A 20648-nucleotide genomic window follows, 5' to 3' on the forward strand; every position below is an offset into this window, starting at 1 on the left:
TCCCATCCCGAACTCAGCAGTGAAACGATGCATCGCCGATGGTAGTGTGGGGTTTCCCCATGTGAGAGTAGGTCATCGTCAAGATTAAATTCCGAAACCCCAATTGCGAAAGCAGTTGGGGTTTTGTTTTGTCCGCAGGAAAACATTGCCTTTCCTTGCACAAATTGCACAGTTATTTTTGACTCAGGCCACTAGAATAAGCCCTACTTTTTTGGAGTCAGAGTCCTTATGCCAGATCCGGTTGACGCCTCCAGGCTGTCAGAATTACCGCTGGACGATTTGGTGGCATGTCATGAGTGCGACTTGCTGATGCGCAAGCCCGAGCTCGCCCATGGCGAAAAAGCCCTGTGTCCGCGCTGCGGTTACGAGCTCTACGCCCATCGACACAATGTCGTGCAGCGCAGCCTTGCCTTGGTTATCGCTGCATTGTTGTTGTACGTTCCTGCGAACTTTTTACCGATCATGCAGCTCAATCTACTCGGGCAATCTTCGCAAGACACCGTCTGGAGCGGCGTTGTGGGCCTGTTCAATACAGGCATGCAGAGCGTTTCGGTGATTGTGTTCCTGTGCAGCATGGGGATCCCGTTACTCAAACTGCTTTGCCAACTGGCTGTCTTGCTGAGTATTCGTCTTGATATCGGGCGCAGTTACGGTTTGCTGCTCTACCGCATTTATCACCATCTAAGAGATTGGGGAATGCTCGAGGTTTACCTCATGGGCGTGCTGGTAGCGATCGTCAAGCTGGCAGATATGGCAGCCATGACCATAGGTTTCGGGCTGGCATGTTTCATCGGTTTGTTATTGGTCCAGGTCTGGTTGGAGGTCGTGATGTCGCCTCACCAGATCTGGCAGGCTCTATCAGGAGAGGATGCCCATGCGGGCGATTGATGCAGGCATTCTGGTTTGTGCGGAGTGCCATGAATTGAACAAGCAGGAAGCTGATACCGATGAACAGGTCTGCACTCGATGCGGTGCCTTGGTTCATGCCCGGCGCCCGAACAGTCTGGTGCGCACCTGGGCATTGCTGATCACTGCCGCCATTCTTTATATACCAGCCAATGTGCTGCCGATCATGACCGTGAGCTCCCTGGGCAAGGGGGACCCCAGCACCATCATGTCGGGTGTCATCCAACTGGTTCAGCACGGCATGATTCCAATTGCCGCCGTGGTCTTTATCGCCAGTATTCTTGTGCCCACATTCAAACTCGTGGGCATCGCACTGCTGTTGTATTCCGTGCAGCGACGCCAGCCACTTTCGGCTCGGCAGCGCATATGGATGTATCGTTTTATCGAGTTCATTGGCCGCTGGTCGATGCTCGATATTTTTGTGATCGCCATCCTGGTGGCACTCGTGAATTTTGGACGGCTCGCCAGTATCGAAGCTGATCTTGGCGCCATCGCCTTTGCCAGCGTGGTGATTCTGACAATGCTTGCCGCAGTAACTTTCGATCCCCGACTGATTTGGGATAACACGGAGTCGGACGACGACCATGACTGATTTGCCTACAGCGAAAACCCGACCGGCCTCGAACTGGTCTGCCATTTGGGTGTTACCCCTGATTGCCTTGATCATCGGCGGCTGGCTCGGCTGGCGTGCCTATAACGAGACGGGCATCGAAGTTCAGGTCCGTTTCGAAAGTGGCGAAGGTATTCAAGCCAACAAGACCGAAGTTGTTTACAAAGGCATGCCGGTCGGCAAGGTGAAGGCGCTCAAGCTCGATGATGAAGGCACTTCCAAAGGTGTGATTGCCACTGTCGAGATGAACAAGGACGTTGAGCAATACCTGCGCACCAGTACGCGCTTCTGGCTGGTCAAACCGAGCGTGACGCTGGCTGGTATCACTGGGCTGGAGACGCTGGTTTCGGGTAACTACGTTGCGATCAGCCCGGGCGAAGGCGAGCCCACCCGCAAGTTCAAGGCGCTGGCCGAAGAACCACCGCTGTCCGATGCCCAGCCTGGACTGCACCTGACGATCAAGGCCGATCGCCTAGGCTCGCTCAATCGTGGTAGCCCGGTGTTCTACAAGCAAATCAAGGTCGGTCAGATCAAAAGCTACGTGCTCTCCGAAGACCAAAGCACCGTCGAACTTAAAGTATTCATCGAGCCGACCTACGCCAAACTGGTGCGCAAACACACGCGTTTCTGGAACGCCAGCGGCATCAGCATCGACGCCAACCTGTCGGGCGTGAAAGTGCGCAGCGAGTCCCTGGCCAGCATCGTTGCCGGCGGTATTGCGTTCGCTACGCCGGAGAACCGCAAGGACAGCCCGCCGACAGATCCGAGCCTGCCTTTCCGTCTCTATGAAGACTTCGATGCGGCTGCGGCCGGGATCAAGGTCAAGGTCAAGCTCAGTGACTTCGAAGGCCTGCAAGCCGGTCGCACACCGGTCATGTACAAGGGCATTCAGGTCGGCACGCTCAAGGCGCTCAAGATTGATGCCGACCTGACTGCCGCCAGTGCTGAATTGACGCTAGACCCTTTGGCCGAGGATTACCTGGTCGACGGCACTCAATTCTGGGTGGTGAAACCCTCTATTTCCCTCGCGGGGATCACCGGACTTGAAGCGTTGGTAAAGGGTAACTACATCGCCGTCCGCCCTGGGGATAAAGGTGCTGCGCCGCAACGTGAGTTCGTCGCTCGGCCCAAGGCGCCGCCGCTGGACTTGCGCTCGCCGGGTCTGCATCTGGTGTTGTTCACCGACAATCTCGGCTCGCTAGAGGTCGGCAGTCCGATTCTCTACAAACAGGTCAAGGTGGGCTCGGTTCAGAGCTATCAATTTTCACGCAAGCGAAACCAATTGGTGATCGGTGTCCACATCGAGAAGGAATATGAAAATCTGGTCAACGGTTCGACGCGGTTCTGGAACGCCAGCGGTATCACGCTGACGGGTGGGCTGACCGGTGGAATTCAAGTTAAAAGCGAATCGCTGCAAAGCCTGATGGCCGGCGGCATTGCCTTTGAAACACCAGTAGCCAAGGCGCCGTTGCAGAAGCGCATTCCACGTTTCCGCCTGTTCGCCAGCCATGAAGACGCCACGCAAAAAGGCGAGGTGATCACGATCAAGGTCGACCGCGCCGATGGTTTGCGCGCCGGTACGCCGATTCGTTTCAAGGGTCTGGATGTCGGCAAGATTGAGGGCGTCGACCTCAGTGGTGATTTGCAATCAGTGTTGTTGACGGCGCGCGTCACCGAAGTGCCTGAGCGTATTGCGCGGGTTGGCAGTGAGTTTTGGGTGGTCAAGCCTGAACTGGGTCTGATCAAGACCTCCAATCTGGAAACCCTGGTGACCGGGCAATACATCGAAGTGCAGCCCGCAGCGAAGAACCTGGGGCCGCAGAAAAACTTCGTGGCCTTGGCCAATCCACCAGAGTCGGCCAAACAAGAAGCCGGGCTGAGCCTGGTATTGAGCGCTGCTCGCCGTGGGTCTCTTAAACCGGGTGTGCCGGTGACCTATCGTGAAATCACCGTGGGCAAGGTGACGGGATATGAACTGGGCCAGACCGCGGACCGGGTGCTGATTCACATCCTGATCGAGCCGAAGTACGCGCCATTGGTGCGCAGTGGCACGCGTTTCTGGAACACCAGTGGTTTTGACTTTGATGTCGGCCTGTTCAGAGGAGCGACGGTGCGGACCGAATCGCTGGAAACCATGATTCAGGGTGGCGTTGCGTTTGCCACGCCGGACGGTGAGCGTATGGGCACTGTGGCGCGACCGGCGCAGACGTTCCCGCTGTTCGACAAGTTTGAAGAGGAATGGCTGACTTGGGCGCCGAAAATTTCACTCGGTAAGTAGTTTTCTGGCGTCTGTGATGGCGCCTTCGCGGGCAAGCCCGCTCCCACAGGAAGTTGCGGTGTACACAGAATCTGTGACCAACCGGTAACCCTGTGGGAGCGGGCTTGCCCGCGAAGAGGCCCAGAAGTTCACAGCAAAGCTAAATGACACACCTATGAAAAAGGCCGCGATCCATTGGATCGCGGCCTTTTTATTGCCTTCGCTTCAAGCGTCAGACCGCATCCAGCTCCGGCTCGTCTGCTTGTTCGATGACCGTTGCCTTCACCTGATCGTGACGACGGATGTACTTCCAGTCCGCCTCGTCGATGTAGATGCCGGCCGGGCCGCTGCCGCCTTCCAGGTCGATGGCGACACTGGCGCAGACTTGCGGCTTCACACTTGCGAGGATCGGCACGAAGCCCAGTTGCAGGCTGGTTTCCAGCAAGGCAGCCTGGTTCTTCTCGTCGATGTCCGCGGCCTCGTCGAGGTAGTACGGCAAGCGCACGCGCCCGGCCAGGTCGCGGTCCATCAAGTGCAGCAACAAGTACATGTTGGTCAGTGCCTTGATGGTCATGGTGGTGCCGTTGGAGGCGGCGCCGTCGATGTCGGTATGGATCACCGGTTGACCGTTGACCTTGGTGATCTCGAATGCCAGTTCAAACAAGTCCTTGAGACCGAGTTGGTTGTGGTTGGCAGCCACCAGCCGAGCCAGGTATTCCTTGGCTTCCTCGTTCTTGTTGTCCTGTTCCGCACTCTGGCTGAGGTCGAACACCGACAGGGTTTCGCCTTCTTCGTACTGACCGGCGCTGTGGATGATCTGATCGATATGCTTGAGCGCTTCCTTGTTCGGCGCGAGCACGATACGGAAGCTTTGCAGGTTGGAAACCTGACGCTTGTTGATCTCGCGGTTGAACAGGGCCAACTGGTGTTCGAGGCTGTCGTAGTCGCTGCGGATGTTGCGCAGGGTCCGGGCGATGTCGGTCACGGCGGCACGACGAGCCTTGCCCAGGGTCAGCGCTTCGTCGGTGCGGTGTGCGTAAGCGTTGATCAGCAGTGACAGGCGACGCTCCATGTCGTCTTCGCTGTCGAACTTGGCCACGCCTTTGAGGCGGACTTGTGCGTACAGCGCTTCGATCTGGCCGTCGGCGCGCAGCAGCCCTTGCCAGCTGTCCTGATAGTCGTTGAGCAGCGGCAACAGGTTGTCCATGGAATCGTCGATCGGGTCCATGAACGGCGTGCCGAATGGCAGGTCTGCCGGCAACAACTGGCGACGGCGCAGGGCGTCGTCGAGGGTGCGTTGCTTGGCTTCCATGTCGCCGATCTGGCGGCCGACCAGTTGCAGCTTGGCCGACAGCTGCTGGACGCGTTCGGTAAAGGCGTCGCTGGAACGCTTCAATTCGTCCTGCGCGGCTTCCATCTGCGCCAGCTGTTCCAGCTTGTCGCCTTCCTCGGCGCTCAGGGTTTGTGCGCGACGGAAATCCTCCAGGGCTTTCTGCGCATCCAGCACTTGCTGGTACAGCGCTTCGGTCTGGGTCTTGCTCGCGGCGCGGTCGGCGGCCACGGCTTGCTGGGTTTTCAGTTGCTTGAGTTCTTTTTCCAGGCGCTCTTTCTGGTCGCGCAACGCGGCGCGGTCAGCCAGTGCTTGCAGAGCCGGTGGCTCGATGTGCGAGATGTCGATGGACAGCCCTGGCACTTCGAAACGCTCGCCCTTGAAGCCGTCGAGGATTAGCTCCACGGATTTCACCCAATCGCCGTTCTCGTCCAGGGTGATGCCGTGCTCGCCCAGCGGCAGGCTAAACAGTGCGCTGTTGAACAGGCGCATCAATCGCTCGACGTCCTGTTGCGAGAACTCCTCGCGCAGGCGGGCATAGCTGTTGTTATCGGCGTGATCGAGTTGCTGCTTGACCGACTTCAGGCGTTTTTCCAGATCGCGCAGGCGTTCTTCCAGGTCTTCGGCGCTGAACTGACGGGACTGTGCCAGCGCACCGGCCAGTTCATCGTGAGCGTCCTTGGCCGCGAGCAATTGTTGCTCCAGCACCTTGACGTCATCGACCAGGGCGAAGCGATGCTTGAGCACCGACAACTCGCCGAGCCAGCGCTGGATGCCGGAGATTTCCCGCTCCAGGCGCATCAGTTCCTGAGTGCCGCCGCGTTGATCGTTTTGCAGGGCGTCCTGCTCGTTGCGGTAGTGCTCGGCCTGAATGGTCAGCTCTTCCTTGCGCGCACTGGCGTAATCCGACCAGGTACCGAGCAGCGAGTCGAGCAATGGCGAGATCCGGTGCAGTTTGCCGCGCAGGATGTCGCGTTGTTTCACCCCGTTGGCCAAGGCTTCGACCAATGGACCGGCGGCGACGAGGGAGTTGTAGTCCTGCTCCATGCGTCGTACATCGCGGAAGGCTTCTTCACACGCGGCGATGTAATCGACACTGCCGGATCGCAGGCTGTGTTCGAACGCATCGAGGAACAGTTGCTTGAGCTTGGCCGCGGTGATTTCGCGCATGTGCAGCAGGTTGATGAACAGCGCGCGGAAAGTCTTCAGGCTCTGTTCACTGGTGGAACGCAGCGGAATCAGCGTCAGGTCCAGCGGAATGGACGTATGGCCACCGACCAGCAGACGACGCAGTTCATCAGGCTTGAGTTCGTAGGCTTTCAGGCCTTCGCGCTCAAGGTTGGTGAACAGCTCTTTCTGACGCAGGCAGGTGTCGTTTTTCTGGTAGTGAGCCAGGTCCAGTTTGCCGGCATAGGCAAAGAACTGGTGACCAAAACCACCGCCCGGGCCGCGCCCGACCACACCGATCACGTGCGGGCCGTGGGGCAGCGAGACTTCGACCAGAATGTAGCTGGTGTCTGAGGCGAAATAGAAACGACGGGATTGTTCCAGGCTGTACTTGCCGAAACTCATGTCCGACATGCGCGCCAGGATCGGGAACTGCAAGGCGTTGATCGAAGCGGACTTGCCGAGGTTGTTCGCGCCGTAGACCGACAGCGGCTCTTCCAGCGGGAACAAACCGAGGCTGTAGCCGGCGGTGTTCAAAAGGGCAAAGCGGCGGATGCCGTAGCGTTCCTTGCTCATGCGTCGAGCTCCTGTTCTTCGGCGATGGCGCGGGCCAAGGCGTCTTCTTCGCTTTCGCCTTCGAACTCACTGAGGTCCAGCGGATCGTCGGTCTGCAGCAGTTTTTCGTCGCTGTCTTCGTCGATCAGCACCGGCACCGGCAATGGCAGGACGCTGTGCAGGCTGGCGGCCAGATCACGGTCTTGCTGCACCGACAGGCACACATCAAGGAAGCGGTGCATCGGCGGCAGGAAACGGTAGACGCCGTTTTCCTCGCTGGCGAAACCGAGCTGGGTCATGCGGCGCATGATCTTTTCTTCGAGCTCGTCCTGGGTCTGTACTTCGGCCTGGATGAACAGGTCGCGGTACTTCTCCAGCAGCGATGGCAATTCATCGCGACCGAGGCTGCCGCCGTCGAGCACGGCGATCGGGTCGCGGCCCTGATCGGCCAGGTGCTCGACCAGGATAAAGGTGAACAGCGCCAGACGCTGGGCAGTCTTGTTCACCGCCGCAGCAGCGAGGTCCGGTACGAAATAGTAGAAACCACGGGTGTCGCAGACCAGTTCAAAGCCCAGGGCCTTGAACAGCGTGCGGTACTGGTCCTGGAAGTTAGACAACTGCGCGTACAACTCCGGATCGCGGCGGCTGACGTGGTAACCCTTGAACAGCTCGCGAAAGATCGGTGCCAGATGGGACAGTTCGGATAGATCAAGATGCATTTGGGGTGCTCGCAGAATTCTCGGTGGCGTCATCACCGGCCGAGAGCAGGGCGAAGGAGCGCAGGCTGACCTGATGCTCGTGTGTGTAGTAGTCGCGACGTTCCAGGCGCTCGCGCGTGAAGCGTTTTTCCCGGGACAGGCGCGAGAACCAGTACAGCAATTCGTCGGTGGCGCCGTCCGGTTCCTGCTCCAGCAGCCAGGTCATCAGGTCCGGCATCGGCAGGGCGTCTTCGCAGCGCTCGAGCATCTCGCGAACCGTGCGAGGTGCGCGCGGGGCATCGCCGCCCTTGGTCTTGTGCGCCTTGGGGAATCGTGCCGGTTTCGGCTCGAAACGGGCGAGGGCGTAAACGTAGGCTTCAACCTGACTGGCGCTGCCGAGGAAGGTGCTTTGCGGGCGGGTGAACATCGGCATCGCCGCTTGCGGCACGGCGTCGATGCCCTTGCGCCGGATCATCGACAAGGCCAGCGCTGCGCCACGGGTCACGGCGTTGTGGCGGCGCGCTTCTTCACGCAGCGGCAGCAGCAGTTCGCGGGCGTGACGCAGGGTCAGCTGGGCGCTGGTCTGCATTTCGAGAATGCGCGCGTGGGTGCGCAGCAGCATGTCGTCGTCGACCAGGTGGCCGAGGCGTTGCTGTTCGCTGAGCATCTTCAGCAACACGGTTTCGACTTTGCGCACGCCTTGTTCGAAGGCGCCGTCGGCGTTGACCAGATCGATCATCGGTTCGACGTATTCGTCCCAGGTCGCCAACACTTCAGCGTAACGCTGACGCAACGGGATCTGTCGGTCGCTGGTCTTGGCGCGTTCGGCCACGGCCACCAGCGCCTGTTCGTCGTTGTCGAGCTTCTTCAATACGTCGCGAACGCGCATGTCGAGCAGGCGCAATTGACGAGCCAAATCGTTGCCGTCGCGGATGTCGAAGGCATCCTGGATGTAGCCGGCCAGTCGCTCGAGGTGGCGCAGATAGGCTTCGATTTCCAGGCACAGGCCCAGTCGGTGTTCACGGCGCAGGTAGGCGAGGAAGTCGTGGATCTGCGCGTTGAGCTCGAAACGGTTCGGGCTTTTGGCCACGGGAACCAGAATATCGAGGCGAATCCACACATCCAGCAGGCTGGTGATGTCCTGCGGCGTACTGTCGAGTTGCTGGGCGGCCAACTGTGAACGCAATTCGTTGAGGCTCAATGTGCCTTGGTCGAAGTGCTCGCACAGTGGCTCCAGAAGTGCCCAGTGTTCAGCGAGGGCGCGCAAGACGCGCTTGGGTTCGATCATCGGAATGGCCGGCTGGTTGGCGATTAAAAGCCGCGATTGTACTGCATCAGGGGCGATGCGATTCACTCTCGGGACGGAGTGTCGCTTTTCTTATCGATCAACAGCAGGCGATCTTGAGCGAAGGGCGGTAGAATCACCGCACTTTAGTTATCCACAAGTGGCCGACCTTTGCTTATCGAGTCCCGTCGCCGCGCCTATTTGACCGCCATGCAGGTGGTCAACTGGCTGCCGCGCACCGAATTGCCCTTTGCTGCGCCGTCGCGGCCCGAGTTGCTGGAGCCGCTCGAGCCGTTGATCGTTGCGCCGGTAGCGCCTGCACCTGAGGCGCAAGCGCCTGTAGAACCGGTGATCAAACCGGCCGAGCGGGTTAAAATCGAGGTGCCGCGGCCATCAATGGCGAGCACGCGCACCGGGGCCAAACCGGTGGAAGAGGTCGAAGAGGCACCGGCCGTCTCCAAGGTCGCGCCAGTTCCGCCACCGCGTTTTGCCCTGCAACTGTTGCGCGCCGGGCGATGCTTGCTGCTGGTGGAGTTACCCACAGGCGAAGCGTTCCAGACCCGCGACCCCGCGTACTTGCTTCTCAAAGACATGCTGCGCGCCGCCGGTCTGCCGGACAGCCCGCAGATCGTCGGCGAGCCGGTGCGCTGGCCGCTGCTGGTGCGGGGCACCATGGATCAAGGTCCGGAAGCGGCGCGCGACTTCGTGCAAGGTTTTCTCTCGGCCAGGCTGGAAGACGCACCGTGCGTCTGCTTGTGGCTGATCGGCCTGCCGGCGGTGCGTTTTGCCGGTGAGGCGGACGCCGAATCCTTCAACCGTGAACTCCAGGTCGAAGGCCTGGGCTCGGTCTGGGCCTTGCCGGGCCTGGAATTATTAATGGAAGAGCCACAGCGTAAGGCTGATGTCTGGCAAGCCATGCGTCGGCTGATGGCGCGCTGGAAAGAATCGAATGAGTGACGCTGTATCGTTCCGCCCGATGACCGAGGCGGACCTGGAAGCTGTACTGAAAATCGAATACGCCGCCTACAGCCACCCGTGGACCCGCGGGATTTTTCTCGACGGCCTGGGCAAGTATCAGATCTGGCTGATGTTCGAAGGGCACCAGCAGGTCGGTCATGGTGTAGTGCAGATCATTCTGGATGAGGCGCATCTGCTGAACATCACCGTTAAACCGGAGAATCAGGGCCGTGGCCTGGGTTTGAAGCTGCTGGAGCATTTGATGTCGATCGCCTACAAGGCTGAGGCGCGGGAGTGTTTTCTGGAAGTGCGCGACAGTAATACTCCGGCGTTCAAGTTGTACGAGCGGTACGGTTTCAACGAGATTGGCCGGCGTCGGGATTACTACCCGGCGGTGGGTGGGCGCGAAGATGCGGTGGTCATGGCCTGCACATTGGTGGATTAAGCAGCGTGTCATTTCCCTGTAGGAGCTGCCGAAGGCTGCGATCTTTTGATTTTGTTTTTTAAGGGCAAGATCAAAAGATCGCAGCCTTCGGCAGCTCCTACATGGGCAACTCTCAGCGCTTGCGGTCCAGCGGATCTTGCTGCGCCATCTCCGCTTCATCCAGCCCGTTACCACCGCCAATGTCATCTTCATCGACAACGCTCAAGTCCCAATCGGCCTGATCACCTTTGCCGGCTTCATGGGCATCACGGGCGCCATCTTCGCGAATCAGGGTTTCCGGGCTCAGGTCATCGTCGGTGGGTTCATGGTCGGTAGTTGAGGCGCCAGTCATCCCGGCTTCACGCACGCGCTGCCGCGGCATCAGTTGTTCGCGTTCATTCTCAGGCAGTTCGTCGCCGATCTTGGCGCTGGGTTCTTCCTCGTCGAAATCCAGCTCATGCATCGAGCCCATGCGGTCTTCGTTGTCATCGATGGGCTCCGGTTGCACCGCATCGTAAGGACGTCGTGAATCAGTCATGGCATTTCCTCATACTGTGGGCCTTACTAGGGTGGACCCACTGGGCATCAGAGAATTCCACTGGCATGGAGCGGCGAGTGAACGCATCAGACGGGTATCTGCATTAAGCGCGTGACCTCGACGGACGGTCGACTGTCAAAGCAGCGCATCATTACCGAGGCTTCATTGCATGAACGAATTACAAGATCTGATTGATAACAACGAGCGCTGGGCTGACGCGATCACCAAAGAAGATCCTGACTTCTTCGCCAAACTGGCTCGTCAGCAGACGCCAGAGTACCTGTGGATCGGCTGTTCCGACGCTCGTGTACCGGCGAACGAGATTGTTGGCATGTTGCCCGGCGACCTGTTCGTACACCGCAACGTGGCTAACGTGGTGCTGCACACCGACCTTAACTGCCTGTCGGTGATTCAGTACGCGGTGGACGTGCTCAAGGTCAAACACATCCTCGTCACCGGCCACTATGGTTGCGGCGGCGTGCGCGCCTCGATGCAGGATCGCCAGTTCGGCCTGATCGACGGTTGGCTGCGTTCGATTCGTGATCTGTACTACGAGAAACGCGAAGAGATCGCCAAACTGGCCACCGAAGAGGAACAGGTGGACCGCCTCTGCGAATTGAACGTGATTCAGCAAGTGGCCAACGTCGCCCATACCAGCATTGTGCAAAACGCCTGGCATCGTGGGCAGAGCCTGTCGATCCACGGTTGCATCTACGGCATCAAGGACGGTCGCTGGAAAAGCCTGAACACCACCATCAGCGGTTTCGAGCAATTGCCGCCGCAGTACCGCCTGCGTCCGGTCGAGAAGTTGTAAGCCTTCTCATTCAGAGGCTTTGCCGACGCCAGTGTTGCAACAACATCTGGCCGTCGGCGCCTTCCGTCAGCTGACGGCGATTTACAGCCATGGAGCGGGAAGCGTAGTCGCTGGCGCGGGTGCCTTGAGTTGTTTGAGCTGGGCCTGGATCGTTGCTGATGCGCATTTACCTGCGGCTTGTCCAGGTGTCAGGTTGCGGACCGAGGTGTAGAACAGCGCACAGGTTTTGTCTTTCTGGGCTACTTGCCAGGTTTGCGTGCAACTTCTCAGCTCGATGTCAGCATTGCTGTCAGTTTCGCGGCCCATTGCGGCTTGCCAGCACGCGGCACTCAGGTCCTGTGCCATCACTTTCAGCCCTGCAGCATCAGCCTTGGCCTTGGCTTCGGTGCTCGTGCCAGTGTAATTGGCAGGGTCGGCGGCGTACCAAATGTAGCTCGGGTGGTTGGCACCCAACACGGGCACTTTCAGTCCGTCGCTCGGGCTGATACTCACCAATCCCAATACGTTCACCGTCGGCCCGTACTGCTGCTTGATCCAGTCACGCACCGGTGTACCGAAGGCGACCATCGGCAATGTGTCGCCGTTGGCCTTTTGGCTGATGCTCTTGACCATGCTGGTCTGGTAGTCGGTGAAGTAGCCATAGACAGACAGTAGATCCTTGCCGGCGTTGGCGGGTGCGGCAATCGGAGCGATATCGATGATGGTCTGGTAATTCGGCGTCTGCTCGGTGGGTACGCCATTGACTGTCAGCAACGAAGCCCAGCGATCGGTCGTGGCAGACTTCAGGTAATCCTGGGCCTGGGTCAATGAATTATCGGGTGGGAAGTGCAGCAGCTCTACGCTTCTGCGGTTTTCCAGTGGCATGCCCAGGGGCAGGAAAAAATGCCAGCTATAGGCCCACTTGCCGTCGGCATTCAGTTTGCTGGCACCGTTGTAGGCCAGATCACCGGCCTCGAGCAGCGCTTCCAGCGGTTTCTCATAGCCATTGGGCACGCCGCTGAGTACGGCGAAGAGCTGATTGTTATCGGTTTTGACCATAACCTTCGCTGCGCCATAACCATCGCGCTGCAGGCTTTGGGTCAGGTAATGCTCCACGGTCTGCTCCAGCGTCCAGTTGCGAAAGCAGATCACGCTGCAGTTGTTGGGATAAGCAAACAGGCGGGTGACGCGTTCGGTGTTGCCCAGCTTCACGTAGATATCGGCGTGGGCGGCGGCACTCAGGGTGAGGGCCGCGAGGGTGAGTCCTGCGAGTTTCAGCATGCTCAGATCCTTTTCAGCGTGGGGCCTTGGACAGGGGAGGCCGTACATGGTGTGTAACAACCGTAGTCTGAGTATTGCAGTGTTTGCCACTCCCGAGCACTGCTAGACTGGCCAATATAGCTTTCATCAAAGGTGAACCATGAAGCCCTCTGCCGCGCTTGATTTGCAACGAGCAGCCGTTCGAGAGGTTGTAAGCCGTTTTCGGACATCCAACCCTCGAGTTTTCGGTTCGGTATTACTTGGGACGGATCATGAAGGGAGTGATCTTGACCTGCTGGTCGATGCCCTGCCTGGAGCGACGCTGTTCGATCTTGGCGGGCTGCAGGTCGAGCTTGAGGAATTGTTGGGCGTAGGGGTTGATCTGCTGACGCCCGGAGACCTTCCATTGAAGTTTCGTCAACAAGTACTCGAACAGGCACGGCCCGTATGAATGATCACCGGCTCGACGATTACCTTGAGCATATGCGCCAGGCTGCTGGCGATGCGCTGGTCTTTGTCGAAGGGCTGAGTAAAGAAGATTTCCTTGATGACAAGCGGACGCAGCAAGCGGTCATCATGAGCCTCATCATTATTGGTGAGGCAGCGACCAAACTCATGGATCGCTACGCAGAGTTCACCACTTCAAATCCCCAAGTGCCATGGCGCAGCATGCGAGGTATGCGCAACCGCATTGCCCATGGCTATTTCGATATTAACCTTGAGGTGGTGTGGGAGACGGTTCAAGCGGCATTGCCTGAACTGCTGAAAGTGCTGCCCACCGATCAATCCTGATTGCACCCGCCTTGCGGCAGGTGCATTCATTTTAGTGTTACGGCATCACCGGCGGTATATACGCCAGCGTCGTCCCCAGCGCCCACAGCAAGAACAGCACAATCGGCGTGTGCACCAGCAATTGCACGAACGAGAATCCGATCAAGTCCCGCGCCTTCAATCCCAGCACGCCCAGTAGCGGCAGCATGTAGAACGGGTTGATCAGGTTCGGCAGGGCTTCCGCGGCGTTGTAGATTTGCACGGCCCAGCCCAAGTGGTAATTCAGGTCATTGGCCACTTGCATCACGTACGGCGCTTCGATGATCCACTTGCCTCCGCCGGACGGGATGAAGAAACCGAGGATCGCCGAGTACACGCCCATCAGCAGCGCATAGGTGTCGTGGGACGCGATGCTGACGAAAAACGTCGAGATGTGATGGGCCAGGGTTTGCGCATCGGCGCCCTTGACCGTGGTCATCAACGCGGCGATCGAGCCGTACAGCGGGAACTGGATCAATACGCCGGTGGTGGTCGGCACCGCGCGGGCCACGGCGTCGAGGAAGCTGCGCGGACGCCAGTGCAGGAGGGCGCCGAGCATGATGAACAGGAAGTTGTAGGTGTTAAGCCCGGAAATCGCGCTGATCGCCGGTTTGGTCGAGAACTCATGGAACAGCCATCCGGCGGCCAGCAGCACCAGCAAAATGGTCAGCAGCGGGCTGTGTTCCAGCCATTCGCCGGGACGGGTGCGTGGCTGCAAGGGCGGCAGGTTGAAGGCTGGGTCAACGCCACAGGCTTTGGCGTCACGTGCCGAATTCGGGCCGGGGGCGGTGGCGTAGGCAATGATGATCGAGATCACGACCAGCGCCAGCAGCATCACGCCGGACTGCCAGAGAAAGATTGTCTGGGTGAAAGGAATCACCCCGGTGATCGACAGAATCGACGGTGGCAGGCTGGCCGGGTTGGCCTGCAACTGGGCCGCCGACGAGGACAAGCCCAAGGCCCACACCGCGCCGAGACCCAGATACGCGGCGGCACCGGCGGCGCGATAGTCCATCTTCAAATCGGTGCGGCGGGCGAGGGCGCGCACCAGCAAACCGCCGAATACCAGCGACAAACCCCAGTTCAGCAGCGACGCGACCATGGAAATCAGCGCCACCCAGGCCACAGCGGAGCGGCCGTTCTTCGGCAGCTTGGCCAAGCGGTCAATCAGCTTCACCGCTGGCGGCGAGCTGGCGACTACGTAACCACCGATCACCACGAAAGCCATCTGCATGGTGAACGGAATCAGGCTCCAGAAACCATCACCAAACGCCATCGCGGCATCGGTGGGTTTGGCGCCCATGGCCATGGTGGCCAAAGCGACAATAATCACGGCCAGCGCGGCAAACACCCAGGAGTCGGGGAACCAGCGTTCGGCAAAACTTGAGCAGCGCAGGGCAAAGCGGGCGGAGCGGCTATCTTCGATATCAGCGGCCACGGGAGTACCTCGGATTTTTATGTTTATTGTGGTCTTCGGGGCGTTGGCGGCCCGTCTGGACAGGCGCTTACAGTAAATCAAGAAGAGGTTTTTTGCGGGCCTGTTTTGCGGCTATGGGACTTTGGTCTAACGGGTTGTCCGCCGGCGCGTTTGCGTAGACCATGGGCGCCTTGGTTTTTGCCTGTGCCAGAGTTCTTTTCATGACTGCCAACACTGATTCGCGCCCGACGCCGTTCAACCGCTCGGACTACAAGACCCTCGGGCTAGCGGCCCTCGGCGGGGCGCTGGAAATCTACGACTTCATCATTTTCGTATTTTTTGCCCTGACCTTGAGCCAGCTGTTCTTCCCGCCGGAAATGCCCGAGTGGCTGCGATTACTGCAAAGCTTTGGCATCTTCGTCACTGGGTATCTGGCGCGACCGCTGGGCGGGATCCTGATGGCGCATTTCGCCGACCGGTTGGGTCGCAAGAAAGTTTTCAGCCTGAGCATCCTGATGATGGCGCTGCCGTGCCTGCTGATCGGGATCATGCCGACCTACGCGCAAATCGGCTATTTCGCACCGCTGCTGCTGTTGCTCCTGCGCGTGCTTCAAGGGGCGGCGGTAGGCGGTGAAGTGCCGAGCGCCTGGGTTTTCGTTGCCGAGCATGCGCCGGCCGGCCATCGCGGTTATGCCCTGGGTTTCTTGCAGGCGGGCCTGACCTTTGGTTATTTGCTCGGTGCCTTGACGGCAACGTTCCTGGCGCAAGCATTCACTCCGGCGGAAATCCTCGATTACGCCTGGCGTTACCCGTTCCTGCTGGGTGGCGTGTTCGGTGTGATCGGCGTCTGGTTGCGCCGCTGGCTCAGCGAAACCCCGGTGTTCATGGCCATGCAGGCCCGGCGCGATGCCGCCGTCGAGTTGCCGCTGCGCACGGTCTTGCGTGAACATCGCCTGGCCATATTGCCAGCGATGATTCTGACCTGTGTGCTGACATCGGCGGTGGTGGTGTTCGTGGTCATCACTCCGACCATGATGCAGAAAACCTTCGGCATGACCGCCAGCCACACCTTCGGGCTGAGCGCGCTGGGCATCGTTTTCCTGAACATTGGCTGCGTGCTCGCCGGGTTGCTGGTCGACCGTATCGGAGCCTGGCGCACGGTGATGCTGTACAGCCTGCTGCTGCCGCTGGGCATCGGCGTGCTCTACACCTGCCTGATCAACGGCGGCGACTGGATTGGGCTGGCCTACGCGGTTGCCGGCCTCTGTTGCGGGGTGGTGGGCGCAGTGCCGTCGGTGATGGTCAGCCTGTTCCCGGCACGGATTCGTGTCTCGGGTATTTCGTTCACCTACAACATTGCCTACGCCGCGTGGGCGAGTATCACACCGCTGCTGTTGATTGGTCTGATGCCCTGGAGCCCATGGATCTGCGTGATTTTCGCTGCGGTGATGGGCGCGGTGGGTGTGAGCAGCGCAGCGTACTTCGGTGCCCGGATGCCGAGAATCGACGGCTGTTCGGCCGCATGCACCGCAAAAGCATGAGGAATACGCGTTCCCCCCTGTAGGAGCTGCCGCAGGCTGCGATCTTTTGACGTTGATTTATAAAAGCAAGATCAAAAGATCGCAGCCTGCGGCAGCTCCTACAGGTGTTGCGTGCCGAAAGTATTTTTGTAGGACAAAGCTGAATCACTCTTCAGAAAAAATCCGCAAGGCCGATGGTTAGGCTGCATATCGCTTTCTCTCCCTGTCCATCGGTGCGTCCCATGTTCAATAAACGCTTGAAGCAGGAGCTGTCGGCTCTTCGCGAAGAACTCTCCAGCCTTCTGCAAGTGAAGGAAAGCCTGGAAAGCGAGATGCTCGTGCTGACCCTCGATAAAGATGGGCAGGTGCAATCGGCCAACCAGAACTTCCTTGGCGAGATGCTCTACAAGAGCAGTGACCTGATTGGCCGACACATCGACGATATCGTTCCGGAGCATGTGAAATCCGACGAATTCCAGCGGCGCTTCAGTAACGCGCTGACCCGTGGTGAGCACTTTGCTGGCGCTGTTCGTCTGCTGCGCGGCAATGGCCAGGAGGCGTGGTTGCGTTCAATCGTGCAACCGGTGCGGTGCGCAAACGGCCGGATCAAGCATTTCTCGATTTTCTCCAGTGACCTGACCCGCACCATCGAGGCCTCCCGCGAGCATGAAAATCTCATCGGTGCGCTGGTACGTTCGACGGCGGTGATCGAATTCGACCTCAATGGCAACGTGCTGACCGCCAACGAGCGCTTCCTCAGTGGCATGGGTTACAGCCTGGCGCAGATCAAAGGCAAACATCACCGTACCTTTTGCCTGCCGGAAGAGCAGAACAGTGCTGAGTACCAGAACTTCTGGCGTCGCCTGAACTCGGGAGAATACGTGGCTGGACGTTTCAAACGCATCGACAGCCATGGTCGTACGGTGTGGTTGGAGGCGTCCTACAATCCGGTGACCGATGCCAACGACAATCTCTACAAAGTGGTGAAGTTCGCCACGGTGATTACCGATCAGGTCAATCAGGAGCAAGCCGTCGCTGAAGCGGCCAACATTGCCTACAGCACCTCTCAGCAAACCGACCAGAGCGCCCAGCGCGGCAACGCCGTGGTGACGCAGGCGGTGGACGTGATGCGTGACCTGGCCAAACACATGCAAACCGCCGGCGACGGTATCGAAGCGCTCAATGAGCAGTCGCTGGTGATCGGCACCATCGTCAAGACCATCAGCGGCATTGCTGAACAAACCAACCTGCTGGCGCTCAACGCGGCCATCGAAGCGGCTCGCGCCGGTGAGCAGGGGCGGGGTTTTGCCGTGGTGGCGGACGAAGTCCGGCAACTGGCTTCGCGCACCAGCCAGGCCACCGATGAAATTGTCCTCGTTGTACGTCAGAACCAGGACATGGCCCGCAACGCCGTGGCCCTGATGACTGACGGCAAGCTCCAGGCAGAGCAGGGCCTGGCGTTGGCGGCGGAAGCCGGCACCGTAATCGTCGAGATCCAGGACGGCGCGCAGAAAGTGGTGAATGCGGTGGGGCAGTTTGCCAATCAGTTAGCGACTTGATGTCCTGACCGTCAAAAGATCGTAGCCTTCCGCAGCTCCTACAGGGGTCTACATTCCTTTGTAGGAGCTGCCGCAGGCTGCGATCTTTTCAGATCTGGATATCGCTACAATCGGCTCTTTTCCCCAAGGAGCAGACTTCCATGAGCGCCTCCCATCGCCGTCCGGTCCCTTTGCCCAAGGCTTATCGTCTGCTCAATCACGGGCCGACCGTGTTGGTCAGCGCGGCCCATGACGGCCAGCGCAATATCATGGCCGCCGCCTGGGCCATGCCACTGGATTTCGAACCGCCAAAAATCGCCGTCGTACTCGACAAGTCCACCTGGACTCGACAGTTGCTCGAAGCCTCAGGCACCTTCGTGCTGAACGTTCCTTGCGCGGCCCAGGCCGATATCGTGCAAACCGTGGGCTCGACGTCAGGCCTGGAACTGAACCGTGCCCAAGGGCTGGATAAATTCCAGATCTACGGCTTGCCGACCTTCGGTGCCGAGTTGATCGAAGCACCGATGCTCGACGGCTGTGTCGCCTGGCTGGAGTGCCGACTATTGCCAGAGCCTGATAACCATCAGCAATACGACCTGTTCCTGGCCGAAGTGATTGCCGCGCAAGCGGACGAGCGCGTGTTCAGTGACGGGCGCTGGCATTTCGAAGGACAGGACCCGTTGCGCACTTTGCACCATGTCGCGGGCGGGCACTTTTTGACCATCGGTGAGCCGGTGGACGGCAAGACGTTGCAGCCTTAAGGTAGCGCTTGCCGATGCCCCGCATTTTCTTCAGCCAAGAAGGCGCCTGAACCATGGAAACAGGATTTCTGAGCTACGCCGCACCGCTGTTGTCGCTGGCATTGTTGTGGACGGTCGCGGTGGTGACGCCCGGGCCGAATTTTTTCAATATCGCGCAATTGGCCGCCAGTCACTCCAAGCGTCACGGCGTTGTGGCCGCACTCGGTGTGGCGACGGGCACCGTGCTTTGGGGGCTGGCGGGTGGCCTGGGCATCAAGTCGTTGTTCAGCGCCGCACCGACGCTTTATCTGAGTTTCAAGATTGCCGGCGGCGGCTACTTGATTTACCTGGGCTTGAAGCAGTTCAGACGCACGCCAGCGACGGTGATGAACGAGGGGGGTGCGATTGATGGTGCCCGGCGCACCTTGCTGTCGGTGTATGGCCAGGGTTTCCTGGGCAACATGACCAACCCCAAATCCGCATTGTTCGTCGCGACAATCTTTGCCACCGCCATGCCGGCGACTGTGCCTCCCATGTTGCTGGCGCTGGCAGTGCTGACCATGGCGACGTTGTCTTTCAGCTGGTATTGCAGCGTCGCGCTACTGTTTTCGAGTCGTCGTGTGGCGGGTGCGTACGTCCGTTCCCGTAAATGGCTGGATCGCTTCGCAGGGAGTTGCTACCTGCTGTTCGGCGCGCATCTGGTGGCCAATCGTTAAGGTGATTTGAATGAGCAAACTGCGTGTAGGCATCATCTTTGGTGGCCGATCGGCGGAGCATGAAGTGTCGCTGCAATCGGCGAAAAACATTGTCGATGCACTGGATCGTTCGCGCTTCGAGCCGGTGTTGATCGGTATCGACAAGCAAGGTCACTGGCACCTCAACGACCCGTCGAATTTCCTGCTGAACCAGGAGAACCCGGCGCTGATCGCTCTCAATCAATCCAACCGTGAACTGGCTGTCGTGCCGGGCAAGGCCAGTCAGCAATTGGTCGAAACTTCCAGTCAGGAATTGCTGGGGCACGTCGATGTGATCTTTCCGATTGTCCACGGCACTCTGGGTGAGGATGGCTGTTTGCAAGGTCTGCTGCGCATGGCCGATCTGCCGTTTGTCGGCTCCGATGTGCTCGGCTCGGCAGTGTGCATGGACAAAGACATCAGCAAGCGTCTGTTGCGTGACGCCGGGCTGGCGGTCACTCCGTTCGTGACCCTGACCCGCGCCACGGCGGCGCGTCACGGATTCGCAAAGGTTAGCGACAAACTGGGTTTGCCGCTGTTCGTCAAACCGGCGAACCAGGGCTCTTCCGTGGGCGTGAGCAAGGTCACCGACGAAGCCGAATATGTGGCAGCGGTCGAACTGGCATTGGGCTTCGATGAGAAAGTGCTGGTCGAATCTGCGGTCAGCGGCCGCGAGATCGAATGCGCGGTGCTCGGTAATGAAGACGCCATCGCCAGCGGTTGCGGTGAAATCGTGGTGAAAAGCGGGTTCTATTCCTACGACAGCAAGTACATCGACGACAATGCGGCTGAAGTGGTGGTCCCGGCCAACATCAGTGTCGAGGCCAGCGAGCGCATTCGATTCATGGCTGTCGAGGCGTTCCAGGTCCTAGGGTGTTCCGGGCTGGCGCGAGTCGACGTGTTCCTGACCGACAGCGGCGAAGTGCTGATCAACGAAATCAATTCGCTGCCCGGTTTTACCCGCATCAGCATGTACCCGAAACTGTGGCAGGCTGCCGGAATGACCTACAGTGAATTGGTCACGCGGCTGATTGAGCTGGCCCTGGAAAAACATCGGGCCCGGCAGGCACTGAAGATCAGTCGTTGAGCGGGACGGGACATCGCGTCAT

The 20648-nt window shown here is 59.2% G+C and carries 18 protein-coding genes and 2 pseudogenes; 14 read left to right on the top strand and 6 right to left on the bottom strand.

The genetic code is table 11. The features are described 5' to 3' along the window. Positions 1 to 228: 228 nt before the first annotated feature. The 3 genes from KGB21_RS16650 to KGB21_RS16660 are packed head-to-tail and all read left to right on the top strand — an operon-like array spanning position 229 to position 3794. Positions 229 to 888, top strand: a complete 660-nt coding sequence (locus KGB21_RS16650; protein WP_034149633.1) for a paraquat-inducible protein A — start codon at positions 229 to 231, stop codon at positions 886 to 888. Then, entirely contained in the window at positions 875 to 1498 is a 624-nt protein-coding gene (locus KGB21_RS16655; RefSeq protein ID WP_034149632.1) for a paraquat-inducible protein A, read from the top strand. The genes KGB21_RS16650 and KGB21_RS16655 overlap by 14 nt, the downstream gene beginning before the upstream one ends. Next, a complete protein-coding gene (locus KGB21_RS16660) occupies positions 1491 to 3794 on the top strand; it encodes an intermembrane transport protein PqiB (RefSeq protein WP_223505859.1) in 2304 nt (767 codons plus the stop codon). Before KGB21_RS16655 ends, KGB21_RS16660 begins: the two co-directional genes overlap by 8 nt. A gap of 211 nt (positions 3795 to 4005) precedes the next feature. On the opposite strand, the gene mksF is transcribed toward KGB21_RS16660, so the two are convergent. The 3 genes from mksF to mksB are packed head-to-tail and all read right to left on the bottom strand — an operon-like array spanning position 4006 to position 8811. After that, positions 4006 to 6846, bottom strand: coding sequence for an Mks condensin complex protein MksF (gene mksF / locus KGB21_RS16665; RefSeq protein ID WP_034149630.1), 2841 nt, complete (start codon positions 6844 to 6846; stop codon positions 4006 to 4008). After that, on the bottom strand, positions 6843 to 7544 hold the full coding sequence (gene mksE / locus KGB21_RS16670) for an Mks condensin complex protein MksE (protein WP_034149629.1): 702 nt from the start codon (positions 7542 to 7544) through the stop codon (positions 6843 to 6845). Before mksE ends, mksF begins: the two co-directional genes overlap by 4 nt. After that, positions 7534 to 8811 carry an Mks condensin complex protein MksB gene (gene mksB, locus KGB21_RS16675; RefSeq protein WP_223505861.1) on the bottom strand — a complete coding sequence of 426 codons (1278 nt, stop codon included), beginning with the start codon at positions 8809 to 8811 and terminating at the stop codon, positions 7534 to 7536. The genes mksE and mksB overlap by 11 nt, the downstream gene beginning before the upstream one ends. A gap of 207 nt (positions 8812 to 9018) precedes the next feature. On the opposite strand from mksB, the gene KGB21_RS16680 reads away from it, so the two are divergent. Further along, positions 9019 to 9765, top strand: coding sequence for an energy transducer TonB (locus tag KGB21_RS16680; RefSeq protein WP_223505947.1), 747 nt, complete (start codon positions 9019 to 9021; stop codon positions 9763 to 9765). Next, a complete protein-coding gene (gene rimI, locus KGB21_RS16685; protein WP_223505863.1) occupies positions 9758 to 10210 on the top strand; it encodes a ribosomal protein S18-alanine N-acetyltransferase in 453 nt (150 codons plus the stop codon). The genes KGB21_RS16680 and rimI overlap by 8 nt, the downstream gene beginning before the upstream one ends. A 112-nt stretch (positions 10211 to 10322) precedes the next feature. Here rimI and KGB21_RS16690 read toward each other — a convergent pair whose 3' ends face one another. Further along, entirely contained in the window at positions 10323 to 10727 is a 405-nt protein-coding gene (locus KGB21_RS16690) for a serine kinase/phosphatase (protein ID WP_223505865.1), read from the bottom strand. A 169-nt stretch (positions 10728 to 10896) separates the two neighbouring features. Between KGB21_RS16690 and can the strand changes: the two genes are divergently transcribed. Beyond that, on the top strand, positions 10897 to 11541 hold the full coding sequence (can, locus tag KGB21_RS16695) for a carbonate dehydratase (protein WP_034149624.1): 645 nt from the start codon (positions 10897 to 10899) through the stop codon (positions 11539 to 11541). An 81-nt stretch (positions 11542 to 11622) separates the two neighbouring features. Here can and KGB21_RS16700 read toward each other — a convergent pair whose 3' ends face one another. Continuing rightward, the gene (locus tag KGB21_RS16700; protein ID WP_223505867.1) at positions 11623 to 12801 is read right to left on the bottom strand and encodes a hypothetical protein; all 1179 of its coding nucleotides are present in this window, start codon (positions 12799 to 12801) and stop codon (positions 11623 to 11625) included. A gap of 139 nt (positions 12802 to 12940) precedes the next feature. On the opposite strand from KGB21_RS16700, the gene KGB21_RS16705 reads away from it, so the two are divergent. After that, entirely contained in the window at positions 12941 to 13231 is a 291-nt protein-coding gene (locus KGB21_RS16705; protein WP_080758023.1) for a nucleotidyltransferase family protein, read from the top strand. Further along, entirely contained in the window at positions 13228 to 13572 is a 345-nt protein-coding gene (locus tag KGB21_RS16710) for a DUF86 domain-containing protein (RefSeq protein WP_223505869.1), read from the top strand. Before KGB21_RS16705 ends, KGB21_RS16710 begins: the two co-directional genes overlap by 4 nt. 37 nt (positions 13573 to 13609) lie before the next feature. On the opposite strand, the gene KGB21_RS16715 is transcribed toward KGB21_RS16710, so the two are convergent. Then, complete coding sequence (locus KGB21_RS16715; RefSeq protein ID WP_034149621.1) at positions 13610 to 15028, bottom strand: short-chain fatty acid transporter; 1419 nt, start codon at positions 15026 to 15028, stop codon at positions 13610 to 13612. Positions 15029 to 15228: 200 nt separating this feature from the next. On the opposite strand from KGB21_RS16715, the gene KGB21_RS16720 reads away from it, so the two are divergent. From KGB21_RS16720 to ddlA, 6 genes and pseudogenes are all read left to right on the top strand, one after another. After that, positions 15229 to 16548 carry an MFS transporter gene (locus KGB21_RS16720; RefSeq protein WP_223505871.1) on the top strand — a complete coding sequence of 440 codons (1320 nt, stop codon included), beginning with the start codon at positions 15229 to 15231 and terminating at the stop codon, positions 16546 to 16548. Positions 16549 to 16859: 311 nt separating this feature from the next. Next, positions 16860 to 17546, top strand: a pseudogene (locus KGB21_RS29625) (PAS domain-containing protein); the annotation flags it as partial. A 102-nt stretch (positions 17547 to 17648) separates the two neighbouring features. After that, positions 17649 to 18086: pseudogene (locus KGB21_RS29630) on the top strand (methyl-accepting chemotaxis protein); the annotation flags it as partial. Positions 18087 to 18226: 140 nt separating this feature from the next. Then, complete coding sequence (locus KGB21_RS16735; RefSeq protein WP_223505872.1) at positions 18227 to 18826, top strand: flavin reductase family protein; 600 nt, start codon at positions 18227 to 18229, stop codon at positions 18824 to 18826. 53 nt (positions 18827 to 18879) lie between these two features. Continuing rightward, positions 18880 to 19521 (top strand): LysE family transporter, encoded by a 642-nt coding sequence (locus KGB21_RS16740; protein WP_223505875.1) that lies wholly within the window; start codon positions 18880 to 18882, stop codon positions 19519 to 19521. A 10-nt stretch (positions 19522 to 19531) separates the two neighbouring features. Then, positions 19532 to 20626 (top strand): D-alanine--D-alanine ligase, encoded by a 1095-nt coding sequence (gene ddlA, locus KGB21_RS16745; RefSeq protein WP_223505877.1) that lies wholly within the window; start codon positions 19532 to 19534, stop codon positions 20624 to 20626. The last annotated feature ends 22 nt before the right edge of the window (positions 20627 to 20648 follow it).

Origin of the sequence: Pseudomonas sp. GL-RE-29, assembly GCF_019947275.1 — a bacterium.
Lineage (GTDB): Bacteria > Pseudomonadota > Gammaproteobacteria > Pseudomonadales > Pseudomonadaceae > Aquipseudomonas > Aquipseudomonas fluorescens_A.

Bases quoted from the DNA above. Each gene is read 5' to 3' on its own strand.
- mksE (WP_034149629.1), bottom strand. From the start codon at position 7,544: ATGCATCTTGATCTATCCGAACTGTCCCATCTGGCACCGATCTTTCGC.
- mksB (WP_223505861.1), bottom strand. From the start codon at position 8,811: ATGATCGAACCCAAGCGCGTCTTGCGCGCCCTCGCTGAACACTGGGCA.
- KGB21_RS16680 (WP_223505947.1), top strand. From the start codon at position 9,019: ATGCAGGTGGTCAACTGGCTGCCGCGCACCGAATTGCCCTTTGCTGCG.
- KGB21_RS16720 (WP_223505871.1), top strand. From the start codon at position 15,229: ATGACTGCCAACACTGATTCGCGCCCGACGCCGTTCAACCGCTCGGAC.
- KGB21_RS16735 (WP_223505872.1), top strand. From the start codon at position 18,227: ATGAGCGCCTCCCATCGCCGTCCGGTCCCTTTGCCCAAGGCTTATCGT.
- ddlA (WP_223505877.1), top strand. From the start codon at position 19,532: ATGAGCAAACTGCGTGTAGGCATCATCTTTGGTGGCCGATCGGCGGAG.
- KGB21_RS16700 (WP_223505867.1), bottom strand. From the start codon at position 12,801: ATGCTGAAACTCGCAGGACTCACCCTCGCGGCCCTCACCCTGAGTGCC.
- KGB21_RS16740 (WP_223505875.1), top strand. From the start codon at position 18,880: ATGGAAACAGGATTTCTGAGCTACGCCGCACCGCTGTTGTCGCTGGCA.
- KGB21_RS16650 (WP_034149633.1), top strand. From the start codon at position 229: ATGCCAGATCCGGTTGACGCCTCCAGGCTGTCAGAATTACCGCTGGAC.
- KGB21_RS16660 (WP_223505859.1), top strand. From the start codon at position 1,491: ATGACTGATTTGCCTACAGCGAAAACCCGACCGGCCTCGAACTGGTCT.
- KGB21_RS16655 (WP_034149632.1), top strand. From the start codon at position 875: ATGCGGGCGATTGATGCAGGCATTCTGGTTTGTGCGGAGTGCCATGAA.
- KGB21_RS16690 (WP_223505865.1), bottom strand. From the start codon at position 10,727: ATGACTGATTCACGACGTCCTTACGATGCGGTGCAACCGGAGCCCATC.
- rimI (WP_223505863.1), top strand. From the start codon at position 9,758: ATGAGTGACGCTGTATCGTTCCGCCCGATGACCGAGGCGGACCTGGAA.
- KGB21_RS16705 (WP_080758023.1), top strand. From the start codon at position 12,941: ATGAAGCCCTCTGCCGCGCTTGATTTGCAACGAGCAGCCGTTCGAGAG.
- KGB21_RS16710 (WP_223505869.1), top strand. From the start codon at position 13,228: ATGAATGATCACCGGCTCGACGATTACCTTGAGCATATGCGCCAGGCT.
- mksF (WP_034149630.1), bottom strand. From the start codon at position 6,846: ATGAGCAAGGAACGCTACGGCATCCGCCGCTTTGCCCTTTTGAACACC.
- can (WP_034149624.1), top strand. From the start codon at position 10,897: ATGAACGAATTACAAGATCTGATTGATAACAACGAGCGCTGGGCTGAC.